The organism is Photobacterium sanctipauli (assembly GCF_003026495.1).
In the GTDB taxonomy this organism is placed as follows: Bacteria; Pseudomonadota; Gammaproteobacteria; order Enterobacterales; family Vibrionaceae; genus Photobacterium; species Photobacterium sanctipauli.
Map to the genome: position 1 here is coordinate 139,922 of NZ_PYMA01000010.1, position 15,917 is coordinate 155,838.

At 51.4% G+C, this 15,917-nt stretch carries 15 protein-coding genes and 1 other RNA gene; 9 read left to right on the forward strand and 7 right to left on the reverse strand.

Features of this window, described 5'->3' with window-relative positions:
• Positions 1-161 precede the first annotated feature (161 nt).
• The 5 genes from tkt (at position 162) to mscS (ending at position 7,177) form a co-directional block, all read left to right on the forward strand.
• Entirely contained in the window at positions 162-2,159 is a 1,998-nt protein-coding gene (tkt, locus tag C9I98_RS16090) for a transketolase (protein WP_107272209.1), read from the forward strand.
• A gap of 285 nt (positions 2,160-2,444) precedes the next feature.
• Complete coding sequence (gene epd / locus C9I98_RS16095; protein WP_107272210.1) at positions 2,445-3,521, forward strand: erythrose-4-phosphate dehydrogenase; 1,077 nt, start codon at positions 2,445-2,447, stop codon at positions 3,519-3,521.
• A gap of 78 nt (positions 3,522-3,599) precedes the next feature.
• Complete coding sequence (locus tag C9I98_RS16100; protein WP_036821865.1) at positions 3,600-4,763, forward strand: phosphoglycerate kinase; 1,164 nt, start codon at positions 3,600-3,602, stop codon at positions 4,761-4,763.
• A gap of 139 nt (positions 4,764-4,902) precedes the next feature.
• Positions 4,903-5,979, forward strand: a complete 1,077-nt coding sequence (fbaA, locus tag C9I98_RS16105) for a class II fructose-bisphosphate aldolase (RefSeq protein ID WP_036821862.1) — start codon at positions 4,903-4,905, stop codon at positions 5,977-5,979.
• A gap of 277 nt (positions 5,980-6,256) precedes the next feature.
• Entirely contained in the window at positions 6,257-7,177 is a 921-nt protein-coding gene (gene mscS / locus C9I98_RS16110; protein ID WP_051902167.1) for a small-conductance mechanosensitive channel MscS, read from the forward strand.
• Positions 7,178-7,261: 84 nt separating this feature from the next.
• On the opposite strand, the gene C9I98_RS16115 is transcribed toward mscS, so the two are convergent.
• Together C9I98_RS16115 and C9I98_RS16120 are read right to left on the reverse strand one after the other, a co-directional pair.
• Complete coding sequence (locus C9I98_RS16115; RefSeq protein WP_051902165.1) at positions 7,262-7,798, reverse strand: YbaK/EbsC family protein; 537 nt, start codon at positions 7,796-7,798, stop codon at positions 7,262-7,264.
• The gene (locus C9I98_RS16120) at positions 7,788-8,420 is read right to left on the reverse strand and encodes a LysE/ArgO family amino acid transporter (RefSeq protein ID WP_036821868.1); all 633 of its coding nucleotides are present in this window, start codon (positions 8,418-8,420) and stop codon (positions 7,788-7,790) included. The genes C9I98_RS16115 and C9I98_RS16120 overlap by 11 nt, the downstream gene beginning before the upstream one ends.
• 169 nt (positions 8,421-8,589) lie before the next feature.
• Here C9I98_RS16120 and C9I98_RS16125 point away from each other — a divergent pair, with 169 nt between their 5' ends.
• Both C9I98_RS16125 and C9I98_RS16130 read left to right on the forward strand, forming a co-directional pair.
• Entirely contained in the window at positions 8,590-9,486 is an 897-nt protein-coding gene (locus C9I98_RS16125) for a LysR family transcriptional regulator ArgP (RefSeq protein WP_036824237.1), read from the forward strand.
• A gap of 143 nt (positions 9,487-9,629) precedes the next feature.
• A complete protein-coding gene (locus C9I98_RS16130) occupies positions 9,630-10,328 on the forward strand; it encodes an oxidative stress defense protein (protein WP_036824233.1) in 699 nt (232 codons plus the stop codon).
• A gap of 75 nt (positions 10,329-10,403) precedes the next feature.
• Here the strand turns inward: C9I98_RS16130 and serA are convergent, their stop codons facing one another.
• The 5 genes from serA to zapA form a co-directional block, all read right to left on the reverse strand.
• Complete coding sequence (serA, locus tag C9I98_RS16135) at positions 10,404-11,633, reverse strand: phosphoglycerate dehydrogenase (protein ID WP_107272211.1); 1,230 nt, start codon at positions 11,631-11,633, stop codon at positions 10,404-10,406.
• 167 nt (positions 11,634-11,800) lie between these two features.
• Positions 11,801-12,460 (reverse strand): ribose-5-phosphate isomerase RpiA, encoded by a 660-nt coding sequence (gene rpiA, locus C9I98_RS16140; RefSeq protein WP_036826926.1) that lies wholly within the window; start codon positions 12,458-12,460, stop codon positions 11,801-11,803.
• Between the two features lie 196 nt (positions 12,461-12,656).
• A complete protein-coding gene (locus C9I98_RS16145) occupies positions 12,657-13,259 on the reverse strand; it encodes a 5-formyltetrahydrofolate cyclo-ligase (RefSeq protein ID WP_036826923.1) in 603 nt (200 codons plus the stop codon).
• Between the two features lie 38 nt (positions 13,260-13,297).
• Positions 13,298-13,481, reverse strand: a non-coding RNA gene (ssrS, locus tag C9I98_RS16150) — 6S RNA.
• A 7-nt stretch (positions 13,482-13,488) separates the two neighbouring features.
• Positions 13,489-13,791: a cell division protein ZapA gene (gene zapA / locus C9I98_RS16155; protein ID WP_036826920.1), complete on the reverse strand. Its 303-nt coding sequence runs from the start codon at positions 13,789-13,791 to the stop codon at positions 13,489-13,491.
• Positions 13,792-14,054: 263 nt separating this feature from the next.
• Here zapA and C9I98_RS16160 point away from each other — a divergent pair, with 263 nt between their 5' ends.
• Together C9I98_RS16160 and ubiH are read left to right on the forward strand one after the other, a co-directional pair.
• Positions 14,055-14,693 (forward strand): UPF0149 family protein, encoded by a 639-nt coding sequence (locus C9I98_RS16160; protein WP_036826917.1) that lies wholly within the window; start codon positions 14,055-14,057, stop codon positions 14,691-14,693.
• A gap of 34 nt (positions 14,694-14,727) precedes the next feature.
• The gene (ubiH, locus tag C9I98_RS16165; RefSeq protein WP_036826914.1) at positions 14,728-15,915 is read left to right on the forward strand and encodes a 2-octaprenyl-6-methoxyphenyl hydroxylase; all 1,188 of its coding nucleotides are present in this window, start codon (positions 14,728-14,730) and stop codon (positions 15,913-15,915) included.
• Positions 15,916-15,917: the final 2 nt, after the last annotated feature.

Consider the following 15,917-nt stretch of genomic DNA (forward strand, 5'->3'; position numbering starts at 1 on the left):
TTTTTCAGCGTGTTGATATGGAACTTATTTTTCTCAGGAAATCGTTTGCAGTTTAGTGCGACTCTTTGCGACAATACTCGCCCGCCGAATCCTGATGGGTGTTGGGTCATAGATGACGGACATCCCTCAATCAATAAAGTCTACGAATTTTTGGAGCAGACATGTCTTCTCGTAAAGAACTTGCTAATGCAATCCGTGCCCTAAGCATGGACGGTGTTCAACAAGCAAACTCTGGCCACCCAGGTGCACCTATGGGTATGGCTGATATCGCTGAAGTACTGTGGCGCAGCCACATGAACCACAACCCACAAAACCCAGAGTGGGCTGATCGCGACCGTTTCATCCTGTCTAACGGCCACGGTTCAATGCTGATTTACTCTCTGCTTCACCTAACTGGCTACGATCTGTCTATCGACGATCTGAAAAACTTCCGCCAGCTACACTCTAAAACACCGGGTCACCCTGAATACGGTTACGCACCGGGTGTTGAGACAACCACTGGCCCGCTAGGCCAGGGCATCACCAACGGTGTGGGTATGGCAATGGCTGAAAAAGCCCTGGCTGCCCAGTTCAACCGCGATGGCCACGACATCGTTGACCACAACACTTACGTGTTCATGGGCGACGGCTGTCTGATGGAAGGTATCTCTCACGAAGCATGTTCTCTTGCTGGCACACTGGGCCTAGGCAAGCTGATCGCATTCTGGGATGACAACGGCATCTCTATCGACGGTGAAGTTGAAGGTTGGTTCTCTGACGACACGCCTAAGCGCTTCGAATCTTACGGCTGGCACGTGATCCCTGCAGTAGACGGCCACGATCCAGCAGCAATTAACGCTGCTATCGAAGCGGCGAAAGCTGAAACGGGCAAGCCAACGCTGATCTGTACCAAGACCATCATCGGTTTCGGTTCACCAAACAAAGCGGGCTCTCACGACTGTCACGGTGCGCCACTAGGCCACGACGAAATTGCAGCAGCACGCGAGTTCCTAGGTTGGAACCACGGCCCATTCGAAATCCCTGCTGATATCGCAGCTGAGTGGGACGCTAAAGAAGCGGGCGCAGCGAAAGAAGCTGCTTGGAACGACAAGTTTGCAGCTTATGAAGCGGCTTACCCTGAGCTAGCTGCTGAGTACAAGCGCCGTGTTAACGGTGAGCTACCAGCACAGTGGGAAGAGAAAGCGAACGCTATCATCGCTGATCTGCAAGCTAACCCAGCGAACATCGCATCCCGTAAGGCTTCTCAGAACGCACTAGAAGCATTCGGCCAGATGCTACCTGAGTTCATGGGCGGCTCTGCTGACCTGGCGCCATCTAACCTGACTATGTGGTCTGGTTCTAAGTCGCTAGAAGCAAACGACTTCTCTGGTAACTACATCCACTACGGTGTACGTGAGTTCGGCATGACCGCTATCATGAACGGTATCGCGCTACACGGTGGTTTCGTACCATACGGTGCAACTTTCCTAATGTTCATGGAATACGCGCGTAACGCAATGCGTATGGCGGCACTGATGAAGGTGCAGAACATCCAGGTTTACACTCACGACTCTATCGGTCTGGGTGAAGACGGCCCGACTCACCAGCCGGTTGAGCAAATGGCATCACTTCGCCTAACGCCAAACATGAGCACATGGCGCCCATGTGACCAGGTTGAATCGGCAGTGGCTTGGAAACTGGCTATCGAGCGTAAAGACGGCCCAACATCGCTGATCTTCTCGCGCCAGAACCTAGCACAGCAAGCACGTACAGAAGCACAAGTTGCAGACATCGCGAAGGGTGCATACATCCTGAAAGATTGTGACGGCAAGCCTGAGCTGATCCTGATCGCAACTGGTTCTGAAGTTGAGCTAGCAGTCGCAGCGGCTGAGCAGCTAGCTGCAGAAGGCAAGCAAGTACGCGTTGTTTCAATGCCATCTACTGATGCATTCGACAAGCAAGACGCGGCTTACCGTGAAGCAGTACTGCCATCAGACGTGACGGCACGTATCGCTGTTGAAGCGGGCATTGCTGATTTCTGGTACAAGTACGTGGGCTTCAACGGCCGCATCATCGGTATGACGACCTTCGGCGAGTCTGCACCTGCAGGCGAACTATTCAAGATGTTCGGCTTCACGGTTGAAAACGTCGTTGAAACAGCGAAAGAGCTTCTAGCTTAATTGATACTTCAATGGGTGAGATGGGCGACACGCGCTTTGTGCTGATGGCGCCTATTTAATTCGAAGTGTAAAAAAAAGGCCTCGTTATGAGGCCTTTTTTATATGAAGTGAGATCTAAATCACGCTTTGGTTTACGGTTATTTTCCGCTTTTTTTGTGTGTTTTTGTTTTTAATTGTCTGATTTTTAATGTTATTTGTTGCTTGGGTGATTTCGCTCACAATTATGGTGATTCTCGCCAAAGCTTGGTATACACTAACCCAGCTTAATAATTTTGTAGCACGGATATGACACTAAAAGTCGCAATAAATGGATTCGGTCGCATCGGTCGCAGTGTGCTTCGGGCATTGTACGAAAGCGGCAAGCACCATCAAATCGAGGTCGTGGCAGTCAACGAGTTGGCTGAGCCTGAGGCTATGGCTCACCTACTGCAATATGACACCAGCCATGGTCGCTTCCAAAAGCCTGTCAGCCATGACCAGGAGCATATGTTTATTGCTCATGAAAACGGCGGCCAGGACTCTATCCGAATCCTCCACCAATCCGAGCTGCATTTGTTGCCGTGGCAAGATCTGGGTATCGACATCGTACTCGATTGTACCGGCAAGTTTGGCTCCCGCGCCGATGGCGAAGCACACATCAAGGCCGGTGCAGGCAAGGTGCTATTTTCCCACCCGGCAGCCAACGATATAGACAATACGATCATCTACGGGGTGAACCACGAGTCCCTCAGGCCGGAACACAAGATAGTGTCGAACGGCTCTTGTACCACCAACTGTATTGTCCCTGTTATCAAAGTCCTGGACGAAGCATTCGGGATTGAATCCGGCACCATCACCACCATTCACTCGGCAATGAACGACCAGCAGGTCATCGATGCCTACCATACTGATTTACGCCGCACCCGCGCAGCCAGCCAATCCATCATCCCGGTAGATACCAAGTTACATTTGGGGATTGGTCGTATTTTTCCGAAATTTTCTGACAAATTCGAAGCGATCTCTGTGCGCGTGCCGACAATTAACGTTACCGCGATGGATTTAAGTGTCACGGTAAAGACAAACGTGAAAGTTAATGACGTAAATCAATCATTGTCTGGTGCGTCTCGTTGTACATTAGACGGCATTGTGGACTATACCGAAGCGCCACTTGTCTCAATAGACTTCAATCACGATCCCCATAGCGCGATTGTCGACGGTACCCAGACCAGGGTGAGCAACCAGCACCTGATCAAGCTGTTGGTCTGGTGTGATAACGAATGGGGCTTTGCCAACCGGATGCTAGACACCGCCTTGGCAATGCACGCTACCGACACAGCCGAAGCGGCTGGTGAGCGAGACTCTGCGGTTGGCGAGCAGCAATAACGAATTATTAGGGCTTGGCAGTGACGCTGGGCCGACAAAACTTTGATTTTAAATTAATTAATGTTGAGAGGACAAACCATGTCTGTAATCAAGATGACGGATCTGGAACTAGCGGGCAAACGCGTATTTATCCGTGCTGACCTAAACGTTCCTGTAAAAGACGGTAAAGTAACTTCTGATGCGCGTATCCTAGCGTCTCTACCTACTATCAAGAAGTGCCTAGAAGCTGGCGCGAAAGTAATGGTTACTTCTCACCTAGGTCGTCCAACTGAAGGCGAGTACGCGGAAGAGTTCTCTCTACAGCCTGTAGTTAACTACCTAAACGACGCACTAGATTGCGACGTTAAACTAGCGAAAGATTACCTAGACGGCCTTGAGCTGAACGCTGGTGAGCTAGTTGTTCTTGAAAACGTTCGCTTCAACAAAGGCGAGAAGAAGAACGAAGAAGAGCTATCTAAGAAATACGCTGCGCTATGTGACGTATTCGTAATGGACGCATTCGGTACTGCTCACCGTGCACAGGCATCTACTCACGGTGTTGGTACTTACGCACCAGTAGCATGTGCAGGTCCTCTTCTTGCTGCTGAGCTAGAAGCGCTAGGCAAAGCAATGGACAACCCAGCTCGTCCGCTAGTTGCTATCGTTGGTGGTTCTAAAGTTTCTACTAAACTAACAGTACTTGAGTCGCTATCAAAAGTTGCTGACCAGCTAGTTGTTGGTGGCGGTATTGCGAACACATTCATTGCAGCAGAAGGCCACAATGTTGGTAAATCTCTGTACGAAGCAGACCTAATTGAAACTGCTCAGAAGCTAATGAAAGAGTGTTCAATCCCTGTTGCAACTGACGTTGCTTGTGCGAAAGCATTCGACGAGAACGCGGAAGCTGAAATCAAGAACGTTGCAGACGTAGCTGACGACGACATGATTTTCGACCTAGGCCCGGATTCAACTGCGGCACTGGCTGAAATTATCGGCAACGCGAAAACAATTCTTTGGAATGGCCCAGTTGGCGTATTCGAGTTCAAGAACTTCGAAGCAGGTACGGCTGGTATCTCTAAAGCAATCGCAGAGTCAGAAGGTTTCTCTGTAGCAGGTGGTGGTGACACGCTAGCGGCTATCGACAAGTTCGGTATCAAAGCTGACGTTTCTTACATCTCTACTGGTGGCGGTGCATTCCTTGAGTTCGTTGAAGGTAAGGTACTTCCAGCTGTTGCAATGCTTGAAGAGCGCGCAAAAGCTTAATTATTAGGGCGGGAGCAAGCTGCTCCCGCACTGAAATGTTTGTGATTTAGGTCTGGTTTTACTAGAATACCCGACCAGCAGCAAACGTTTGCAAAGATTTAAAATTCACACAGACAACAAGGCAAATAGGACTATTGTTATGTCTAAGATCTTCGATTTCGTAAAACCTGGTGTTATTTCTGGCGACGACGTACAGAAAGTATTTGAAGTTGCAAAAGAGAACAAATTTGCTCTTCCAGCGGTTAACGTTGTTAACACTGACTCTGTAAACTCTGTACTAGAAGCTGCTGCTAAAGTTAAAGCACCAGTTGTTGTTCAGTTCTCTAACGGCGGTGCTGCATTCTTCGCTGGTAAAGGCCTGAAACTAGAAGGTCAGGAAGCGCAAATCATGGGTGCTGTAGCTGGTGCGAAATACGTACACGCTGTTGCTGAGTCTTACGGTGTGCCAGTTATCCTTCACACTGACCACGCTGCTAAGAAGCTTCTTCCATGGATCGACGGTCTACTAGACGCGGGTGAAGAGTTCTTCGCTCAAACTGGTAAGCCTCTATTCTCTTCTCACATGATCGACCTTTCTGAAGAGTCGCTAGAAGAGAACATCGAAATCTCTGGCCAGTACCTAGAGCGTATGGCTAAGATGGGTATGACGCTAGAAATCGAACTAGGTTGTACTGGTGGTGAAGAAGACGGCGTTGATAACTCTCACATGGACGCATCTGAGCTATACACTTCTCCAGAAGACGTAGCTTACGCTTACGAGAAACTTGTTGCTATCAGCCCACGTTTCACTATCGCTGCATCTTTCGGTAACGTACACGGTGTATACAAGCCAGGTAACGTTGTTCTAACTCCAACTATCCTACGTGACTCTCAAGCACACTGTGCAGAGAAGTTCGGTATTGCTGGTAACGCACTAAACTTCGTATTCCACGGTGGTTCTGGTTCTTCTCAGGAAGAAATCGAAGAGTCAATCGGCTACGGTGTTATCAAAATGAACATCGATACTGATACTCAGTGGGCAACTTGGGATGGCGTTCGTGCGTACGAAGCGGAAAATCGTGACTTCCTACAGGGCCAGATCGGTAACCCAACTGGCGAAGACGCGCCTAACAAGAAATACTACGATCCACGCGTATGGCTACGTGCTGGTCAGGTTGGTATGGTTAACCGTCTTGAGCAAGCATTCAAAGACCTTAACGCTATCGACGTACTATAAGTTACGTTTAGCTTTAAGCCTTTTAAAAAACCCGCCTCGGCGGGTTTTTTTATGCCTGAAGAACAGGGTATGACTCGCTTGTCATTTTTTGTTGGCGTTTTTTGTGCCGAAGAGTATTATCCGCCGCGAAAAAGAGCTTTCAATGCTCTACAAAATGAATAAATTGCTGATATATTGGCAGTTGCATAAGTAATTTATATAAACGAGCCTATGATTATTTGTGTTTCCCGGTTTATTTTGGTGGGAATGGAAATAACATTTGCAGGATGAGAAATGTATGAGTGAGAGTACTGTTTCAGATACCGTGACGGATACCGTCTCCGGTGTCGCAGATTCGGTGGTGGAGACCATCAAGGATAATGAACTAACCTCGGGTGTGCTCAATGCAGGTACCTGGGTTGCCGACAACCAAGAATTGTTGATCCAGTACGGGGTGAATATCCTGTCTGCGCTGATCATCCTTTTCATCGGTAATATTATCACCAAGAGCATCGCTAACGGCGTGGCAAAAATGCTGCGCAAGAAAGACATGGATGAAGCGGTCGTTGAGTTCTTGCACTCGCTTGTTCGCTACCTGCTGTTTGTGATTGTACTGATTGCGGCATTGGGCCGGGTTGGGGTACAAACGGCCTCTGTGGTTGCGGTGATCGGTGCCGCCGGTCTTGCTGTCGGCCTGGCATTGCAAGGCTCGCTATCCAACTTTGCCGCTGGCGTACTGATTGTCGCCTTCCGCCCGTTCAAGTCCGGTGACTTTGTCGAAATCGGCGGTGTGTCGGGATCGGTTGAATCTATCCAGGTGTTCTCAACCATCTTGAATACCCCGGATAACAAAATGGTGGTGGTACCAAACTCGTCGGTGATTGGTGGCCCGATAACCAACTACTCCCGCCACAAAACCCGCCGTATCGATTTGGTGATTGGCGTGTCATACGATGCTGATCTTCAGCATACCAAGGCTGTACTTACCCGTATCATCGAGGCCGATGAGCGTATCTTGAAAGATCCGGAGCCGACCGTTGGTGTGTTGGCATTGGCAGACTCTTCGGTGAACTTCGCCGTGCGCCCATGGGTAAACACTTCTGACTACTGGGATGTCTACTTCGACTTGATGCAGGCCATCAAAGAAGAGCTGGATAAGGAAAACATTGGTATTCCTTACCCGCAGATGGATGTCCACCTGAACAAAGTAGAAAGCTAAGCCTTTCTAGCGAGAACAAAAAATGGAGCTTCGAGCTCCATTTTTTATGCGCAGGCTAAGCCTGCTAAGGGTCCGTGATGGCTATCAGGCGGTCTGCTGTGGGGCCTGCAGGGGGATCACCTTGTTGGGTAGGGCACCGAGCAGGGTATCAAGATCCCCGCTGGCAAAGGCGAAGGTGATCTCGGGCTTGCCCGGTGTGAACATCAACTCGTCATGTTGGTAGAGCACGGGATCAACCAGCATCACGACATCGCTTGGTAAGCCAAACGGGCAAACCGCGCCCGGGGTACAGCCAATCGCCGCGATCATTTCGTCGTGGCTGCAAACCGACACCCGCTTGCCGAGGATTAGCTTGACTAGCTTGCTGTCCAACCGGCTGTCACGGTGGGTCAGCAGCAGGCAGTGGCCGCCGCCCTTAATTTTCATGAACAGGCTTTTGGTTGGCGCCGCTGTCCAACCAAGTTCAGCCGCAATCCTGGCATCGGTCTCGAAATCTAAGATAGGCTCGTGCTGCCAAGCTTGGTAGGCCACGCCGGTTTGGCTAAACAATGCCAAGTTGGCGAGATAAATGGCCTCGAGCTGTTCGGTTGGGTGTTCGGTTAATGGGTTATCAAGCAACATACTGGCTCCAAAGTCCTTTGGCTAAGTGGCTGGCAATGAAGAACATCATAGCAGCAACTGCAAAGTCGATGCCGCGCTTCACCTTGGGTTTTGATAACGTCGGCCCTAGCTTGGCCGCACCCATTGATAGGGTGTAGAACCACACGATCGATGCCATGACCGTGCCGATAGCAAACGAAATCCGCTCGTTGCCCTCAAACTGGCCACCGATAGAGCCGAGGATCACCACGGTATCTAGGTACATGTGCGGGTTAAGCACTGTGACTGCCAGCGCCCCCAAGATCACCGCGCGGCGGCCGCGGGCAAGTACTTGCTTGGATTGCTCTTGATCGGCCACGGGGCGAAGTGCGCTGCTTAGCGAAAGCGAGCCGTAGAAGGTCAGGAACAAGATACCGCCAATGGTAACGCTGGTTAGCAGGGTCTCGTTGCTAGACAGCAAAGCGCCGCCGCCGAAGATCCCCAAGCTGATAAACAAGGCATCGAGCATGCTACAAATGGTCGCCGTGGTCAGGTGATGGTTGCGCTTGATCCCCTGGTTCAATACGAAGGCATTTTGTGCCCCGATTGGAATGATCATGGTGGCTCCGAGGCCGAATCCTTGTAATAGCGCCCAAATACTCATGTTGCTGTATACCTTGTTTTTTTCATTGTGGTTAAGTGATGGCGCAAGGATACGCTGGGCTATGCTGTTAAGTACAACTAATAAAATTTATCTATCATAAGTTTGTCTAATGATGATAATTTAACGCTTTGCTATCGCCACCAATGCGGAAAATATTAAGGAAAACAAGATGCGGGGACTCGATTATCGTTGGATTGAAGCGTTAGATGCCGTGATTGCCCAGCGGGGCTTCGAGCGGGCGGCAGAGCACTTGTGCATCACCCAGTCGGCAGTCTCCCAGCGGGTGAAGCAACTGGAAAAGTTGATGGCGCAACCGATGTTGGTAAGGGAGCAACCGCCACGGCCCACAGCGGCGGGGCAGAAGATGCTTGGCCTCTATCGCAGGGTGCGCTTGCTAGAGCAGGAGCTATTACCGGAGATCACCCCGGATGATGTCAGCCAGCCATTGTCGGTGTCAATTGCGACCAATGCCGATAGCTTGGCGACTTGGTTATTACCGGCACTTAGCCCCCTGCTGAAATCACGCCGAATCGAGCTCAATTTGATGATCGAGGACGAGGCGCGCACCCTTGATAAGCTCCGTAGCGGTGAAGTGGTGGGGGCCATTAGTATGGATGCCACGCCGATGCAGGGCTGCGTAGCCGATTACCTTGGCCGGGTCGACTTCCTCTGCGTTGCCAGCCCCGAGTTCGCGGCTAAATACTTTGCTGATGGGGTGACCCGGGAAAGCCTACTCAATGCGCCAGGTGTTGCTTTCGATCAGCACGATGACATGCATGAGCGGTTTATCCAGCAGCACTTCAACTTACCGCTTGGTAGTGTGATGAAGCATACCGTCCGCTCGTCTGAAGCCTTTGTGCGCTTGGCGTTGGAAGGCATTGCCTTTAGTTTGATACCCAAGGTGCAAATACTTGATGAACTTGAGAATGGCAGGTTAGTGAATGTCACACCAGATATCTTTCTTACCAGGCGGATGTATTGGCACCATTGGGCGTTGGAAAGCGGTGTGTTGACAGAGCTCTCCCTGCAACTCACCCAGCATGCCCGTACCGTGCTGCCGCAGTAGTACCCCCCCGGTATAACCACCATTGATAAAAGCTAAAATAAAACACTGTACAAAAAATTTTAGCTTTTAGGGATTTTTTCAAATATCACGTTGTCCTATAGGAGTAAGAAAATAATATTGATTGGTTAGATAGGAAGATCCTGATGAAAAAACAACTTGTTGCTGCATTTTTAGGATTTGGCTTGATGGGAGCCAGCGGTGTGGCTTCAGCCAATATTACGGTTCCGCACCTGGAAACCTCCGGTATGGGTGAGGTTGCAGTCCAGCCTGACATGGCAACATTTGCTGTTGCTGTGGTTGAAGTAAAGCCGACGGCGAAAGAAGCAAAGCAAGCGGTCGATCAGGCCGTAACCGCATTTGTTGAACGCCTACAGGCGCAGGGCATTGAGCGCAATGCAATCCAGAGCGCCAATATTAGCCTGCAACCTCAGTATCATTACCCGAAAGACAAAGCGCCGGAGCTAAAAGGCTATCGGGCCAGCCGCAATATCACCGTGACGGTGGGCGACTTGGAGCAGCTCAATACCTACCTTGACCATGCTATTGGTGATGGGATCAACCGTATTAATAACATCGAGTTGAAGGTGAGCGATGAAGCCAAGTACCAAGAGCAGGCGCGCCAGGCGGCGATCAGTGATGCCAAGGCAAAGGCAGAGTCGCTAGCCAAGGGCTTTGGCGAGGAAATCGATGGGGTATGGCAGATCCGTTACCAGTCGAACCAGCCCCGCCCGGTCATGATGCGCATGGCGATGGATGCTGCGCCGGAAACGGCAGCCACTTACCAAGACGCCGAGATTGTGATCCGAGACCGTGTGGAAGTGGTATTCAAATTGGCGGAGTAGGTTAAAGCGGGTCACCGAAAAGCAAAAGGAGAGCACGATTGGCTCTCCTTTCTTTTATCTTATTTTGGGCCTGGCTTAGTGCAGGATACGGGCACGGATAGTGCCGTCGATGCCCTTCAGCTTCTTCAATGCCTCTTCCGAACGCTCGGTTTCGACATCAATGACCACGTAGCCGATTTCCGGGCCTGTTTGCAGGTACTGGGCGGCGATGTTGATACCGTCAGACGCAAAGATCGTGGTGATCTGGTTAAGGATACCCGGGCGGTTCTCGTGAATGTGCAACAAGCGCGAGCAATCTTTGTGCTCCGGCAGTGATACCTCTGGGAAGCCAACCGCTGACAAGGTAGAACCGTTGTCCGAGTACTTCGCCATTTTGCCTGCCACCTCGATACCGATATTGGCCTGGGCTTCCTGCGTCGAGCCACCGATATGCGGGGTCAGCAACACATTGTCGAACTTGGCCAGTGGCGATTCGAACGGGTCTTTGTTGGTTTTTGGCTCCACCGGGAAGACATCCAGTGCCGCCCCTGCAATGTGGTTGCTTTCAAGCGCGCTGCACAGCGAGTCAATCTCGACCACCGTACCACGGGCAGCATTGATGAAGATGGCGCCTGGCTTCATGCGGGCAAACTCTTCCGCCCCCATCATGTCTTGGGTCTCAGGGGTTTCCGGTACATGCAGGCTGATCACGTCACACTTATTTAATAGCTCGGTCAGTGAGGCGACTTGGGTGGCATTGCCCAGCGACAGCTTGTTCTCGATATCGTAGAAGTAAACCTTCATACCAAGGTTTTCAGCCAGAATACCCAACTGGGTGCCGATGTGGCCATAGCCGATAATACCCAGGCGTTTGCCACGGGCCTCGAAGGAGTGATCCGCAGACTTGAACCACTCGCCGCGGTGGGCTTTGGCGTTTTTCTCTGGGATACCGCGAAGCAGCAGCAAAATTTCGCCCAGTACTAGCTCGGCGACACTACGGGTGTTGGAGAACGGTGCGTTGAAGACCGGGATACCGCGCTTGGCAGCGGCGGTCAGGTCGACTTGGTTGGTGCCGATACAGAAGCAACCAACGGCGATCAGTTTCTTGGCGGACTGGAAAACATCTTCAGTTAGCTGGGTGCGGGAGCGAATACCAACGAAGTGGGCATCTTCAATTGCCGCGCTCAGTTCCTCACCCGATAGCGAGCCCTTGTGGTACTCGATGTTGGTGTAACCGGCTTCCTGAAAAACTTCAATTGCTGAAGGGTGGACTCCCTCAAGCAGGAGAATTTTTATTTTGTCTTTATCCAATGAAACTTTTGCCATTGATCCTCATCCTTAACTCGTGAACAGTTGCTTACATGCTGACAGTTAAGGTATCAAAAAATAGCCACTATGGGTAAGAATATTACAAAAAAGATAATAAAAAACGGCATAAATTATGCCGTTTTGTAACCAAATAACGGAAGCGCTACCTTGTGGTAACGATGCCCTTATTTCTCGAACTTTTTCACACCGTCTGGTGAGCCAACAAGTAGAACGTCAGCACCGCGATCGGCAAATAGACCCACGGTCACCACACCAGGAAGGGCATTGATTTGCTTTTCCAGTGTTTTTGCATCGGTGATTTCCATGTTGTGGACATCAAGGATGATGTTGCCGTTGTCAGTGACGCAACCTTCGCGGTAAACCGGGTCACCACCTAGCTTCACTAGCTCGCGGCCGATGTATGAACGTGCCATCGGGATCACTTCAACAGGTAGCGGGAACTGGCCCAGTACATCTACCTGCTTGGTATCGTCAACGATACAGATGAATTTTTTAGAGATAGCCGCAACAATCTTCTCGCGGGTCAGGGCTGCGCCGCCGCCTTTGATCATGTCGTACTCGCCGTTGATTTCGTCAGCACCGTCAACGTAAACATCAAGGCTAGAAACTTCGTTGGCATCGAACACTGGGATGCCGATTTTTTCTAGTCGCTCGGTTGATGCGATTGAGCTTGAAACCGCACCTTTGATTTCTTCTTTACGGGTTTCCAAAGCATCGATGAAGTGATTAACAGTAGAGCCGGTACCTACACCTACAATGCTGCCTTTCTTAACGTATTCAAGGGCAGCCCAGCCAGCGGCTTTTTTCATTTCATCTTGTGTCATGCTTTTCTCCTAGTGATGACGAATGCGGAGCGCTGATTATAGCCAAACGGAATGTTTTCGTCAGTCATAATCTTAGCCGAGCGTGATAACAAATTTGACAATACTATTAATAACATAGACTTAATCATCGCGCGTGTGGCACGAAAAAGACAATCGTTTGCGTTTTTGGTTGCGGATCAGCCCGGTTGGCCGGTCATTACCAGCGAAAGTGGCGGGATGGGGTGATGATTTCCGGTAATGGTACATCCCAAGCCTGGCTTGGCAGGCTATCGACTTGCTGGCAATCGTGGGCGAGCCCGACAGGGCGAGGGCCTTGTTGGTGGCGGTGCCAGTTGCTCAAGGTGCGGTCATAGTAGCCGCCGCCCATGCCTAACCGCTGCCCGCTGGCATCGAAGGCAACCAACGGGGTGCAAATGACGTCGAGCTGGTGGGCGGGTTTGACCAAGCGGATATCCAGCTGCGGTTCGCGGATCTGGTATTTGTTGAGGGTCATCCGCGTTTCGGCGGTGTAATGCAAAAACAGCAGGTGGCCTTTGCTGAACGGGTGCAGCACGGGTAGGTAAACAGACTTCCCCTGCTGCCATAGCCAGTCGATGACGGGTTGGGTGTCGAGCTCGCCGTCGTTGGCAAGGTAGAGTGCAATATGCTGGGCATTGCCAAGTGTTTCTGCTTGCTGGCATTGCTGCAATAGCTGTGTTGCAAAATGGCGTTGTTGCTCGTCCGTCAGGGTACGGCGTTGTTGGCGGATCTGTTGGCGTATTTGCTGGCGGGAAGCCGATGGTGTAACCGCTGAGCTCATAGGTCATCCAATGACAGAGTATGGCGATAGGAAAGAAGGTATGCCCCAAGGTGCCGTTGCGAATTGTGGCCCTTGAACCAGATGTTCAAGGTGGATCTGCAACATTAACCGCAGGCTTCTCGGTACATGCCGAGCATGCTCAATAGCTAATAAAAAGCAAATCCTGGATTTTTGCTTATCGGCTCGGGGACGTTAATCCGCTGACGCACACCCCAGGGTCAATTCATTATCAACTCTTTGGTTGATATTGCAATGCTTTCTCCAATAATTCTTCCATCTCATTGATTCTATTGGATAGTTTTTCAGCATTGCGTTGCTGTTCTTGGCGTTCGCTGTACAGTTCGTTGCAAATGTTCAGCCCGGTGAACATCAAAAGTTGCTCCGGGTTGGTGATGTTGGTTCGCTCTGAAAGATCTTTCAGGCGCTGGTCGAAATCAGCGGCGGACGCCAGAAGGGCTTCTTCCTGACCAGTCGGGCAGTTAACCTTTAGTTTGCGGCCTAATACCTGAATTTCTACTGCCTGATTACTCATAAACTCTACATTTGCTCCGTGCCAAACTGTGATTGTGGCATTCCGCTTGCGATACGCTTTAGGTGGCTCAATATAGAAAAACCCCTCACAACATGCAAGCAAGCTTGTCACGCTTTAGTCTATAAGATGCCTGACTAATCATATATTAACCAGTTTGGCACAAACATACTCCCGTGACTGGAAATGGCGAGTGACGGATCTTTCTGATAAGTGGTAGCATAACAGATATACGAACCACGCCAATGACATTAAGGTGAAGCGCCATGAGCGAAGTGAAATTGCCAGCTTACGAAACCATCGAGCCAATGCTGAAAGAGCAGGGCCTAGCCGCCACCCCTTCCGAGTTGCACGGCCTTCTTAGCGGGATGATTTGCGGCGGTCTGGCCGTTGATGGCGAGCAGTGGCTGGGGCCAATTTGCGATTATGCCAACGAAGGTGAGCCGATGACGGATGGGGCGAAGACACTGGTACGCTCAATCTTTAGCGCGGCTTCAACCGAGCTAGGCGGCTTGACCCAAACCTTGTTTACCTCGACAGCCGCCGAGTTGATGGAAGTGGAGTTTTCGGTATCGCTGCTGTTGCCTGCCGAAGAAGCCGACTTGATGCTGCGTGCCGAAGCACTGAGCGAGTGGGTGACGAACTTTATCTCTGGCTTGGGCTTGATGGGGATGGATAAGCAGCAGCTTTCCGACGATGTTGCCGAAGCCATCGCCGCGCTTGAAGAGATTGCCCAGCTTGGCATCGACGAGGACGACGATATGGAAGAGCAGGCCGAGCTGTTCGACAATGTCGTGGCCTATGTACCGGAATGTGTGCTGACTTGTCTGGTAGGCTTGAGCCAGCGTGGTGAGGTTGAGCAAGAAGGCGAAACCGAATCGGCGCAAAAGCCGACCCTTCACTAAGGCGATAACTGAATAACTGACAAAGGAACAGGATGTGAAGCAGTACGATGTCGTCATTGCCGGCGGGGCAATGGCAGGGGCTACTTTAGCCATTGCGCTCGACAAGCTCAGTGCGGGCAAGCTGACAATCGCAGTGGTGGAGGCAATGGCCCCCAAGCTTGATCAGCACCCGGGCTATGATGCCCGTAGCATTGCGGTGTCGCTGGGCTCGGTGAGCTTGTTGGAATCGGTGGGATGCTGGCAGCAGCTGGCCAAGGTGGCGACGCCGATTGAGCACATCCATGTTTCTGATCGCGGCCATGCCGGCATGGTGAATATCGATGCCAAAGAGCAAGCGGTCGACGCCCTTGGCTATGTTATCGAGCTGGCCGATGCCGGACGTATTTTCCACCAGCGGCTAAATGAGCTGGATCGGATCGATCTTCTGTGTCCGGCAACGATCGCCGGGATCGAGCGCCAGCAGGCTGGCGTCACGGTGAGCTTGGACACTGGCGATACCATCGAGGGCAAATTGCTGGTGGCGGCTGATGGCGCGCTATCCGGTTGCTGCGACATGCTTGGTATCGGGCGTTGCGAGCATGACTTCGAGCAAGTTGCGGTGATTGCCAATGTCACGACTTCTGAGCCGCATGCCGGCCGTGCCTTCGAGCGATTTACCTCGCATGGCCCGGTTGCCTTGTTGCCGATGTCCGAAGGTCGGAGTTCACTGGTATGGTGTGTTCGTCCCGAAGATCAGGCCAAGGTAATGGGGTGGAGCGATGATGAGTTTCTCTCCCAGCTCCAGCAAGCTTTTGGTTGGCGCCTTGGCGAAATGGTAAAAACCGGCTCGCGCAGCGCCTACCCGCTATTGTTGCGCCAATCACAGCGCCTGACTTCGCATCGGGTAGCCGTTGTTGGCAACGCGGCACAAACACTCCACCCGATTGCCGGGCAAGGGTTTAACCTTGGCCTGCGCGATGTCGTCACCCTGGCAGAGGAAGTGACCAAAGGTGTTGGGTTGTACGGCGATGCTGGTTGCCAGCGGGTACTTAGCGGTTACCGCCAGCGCCGGGAGCCGGATCGGGGCGCAACGGTAGCCATGACCGCAGGCTTGGTCGGGATCTTCTCAAATTGCAGCCTGCCGTTTATTGTGGGACGCAATACCGGGTTAATGGCAATGGAATTGATTGATGTATTAAAAGCGCCGTTGGTACGGCGTGCAATGGGACAGGTAGAAAGATAACC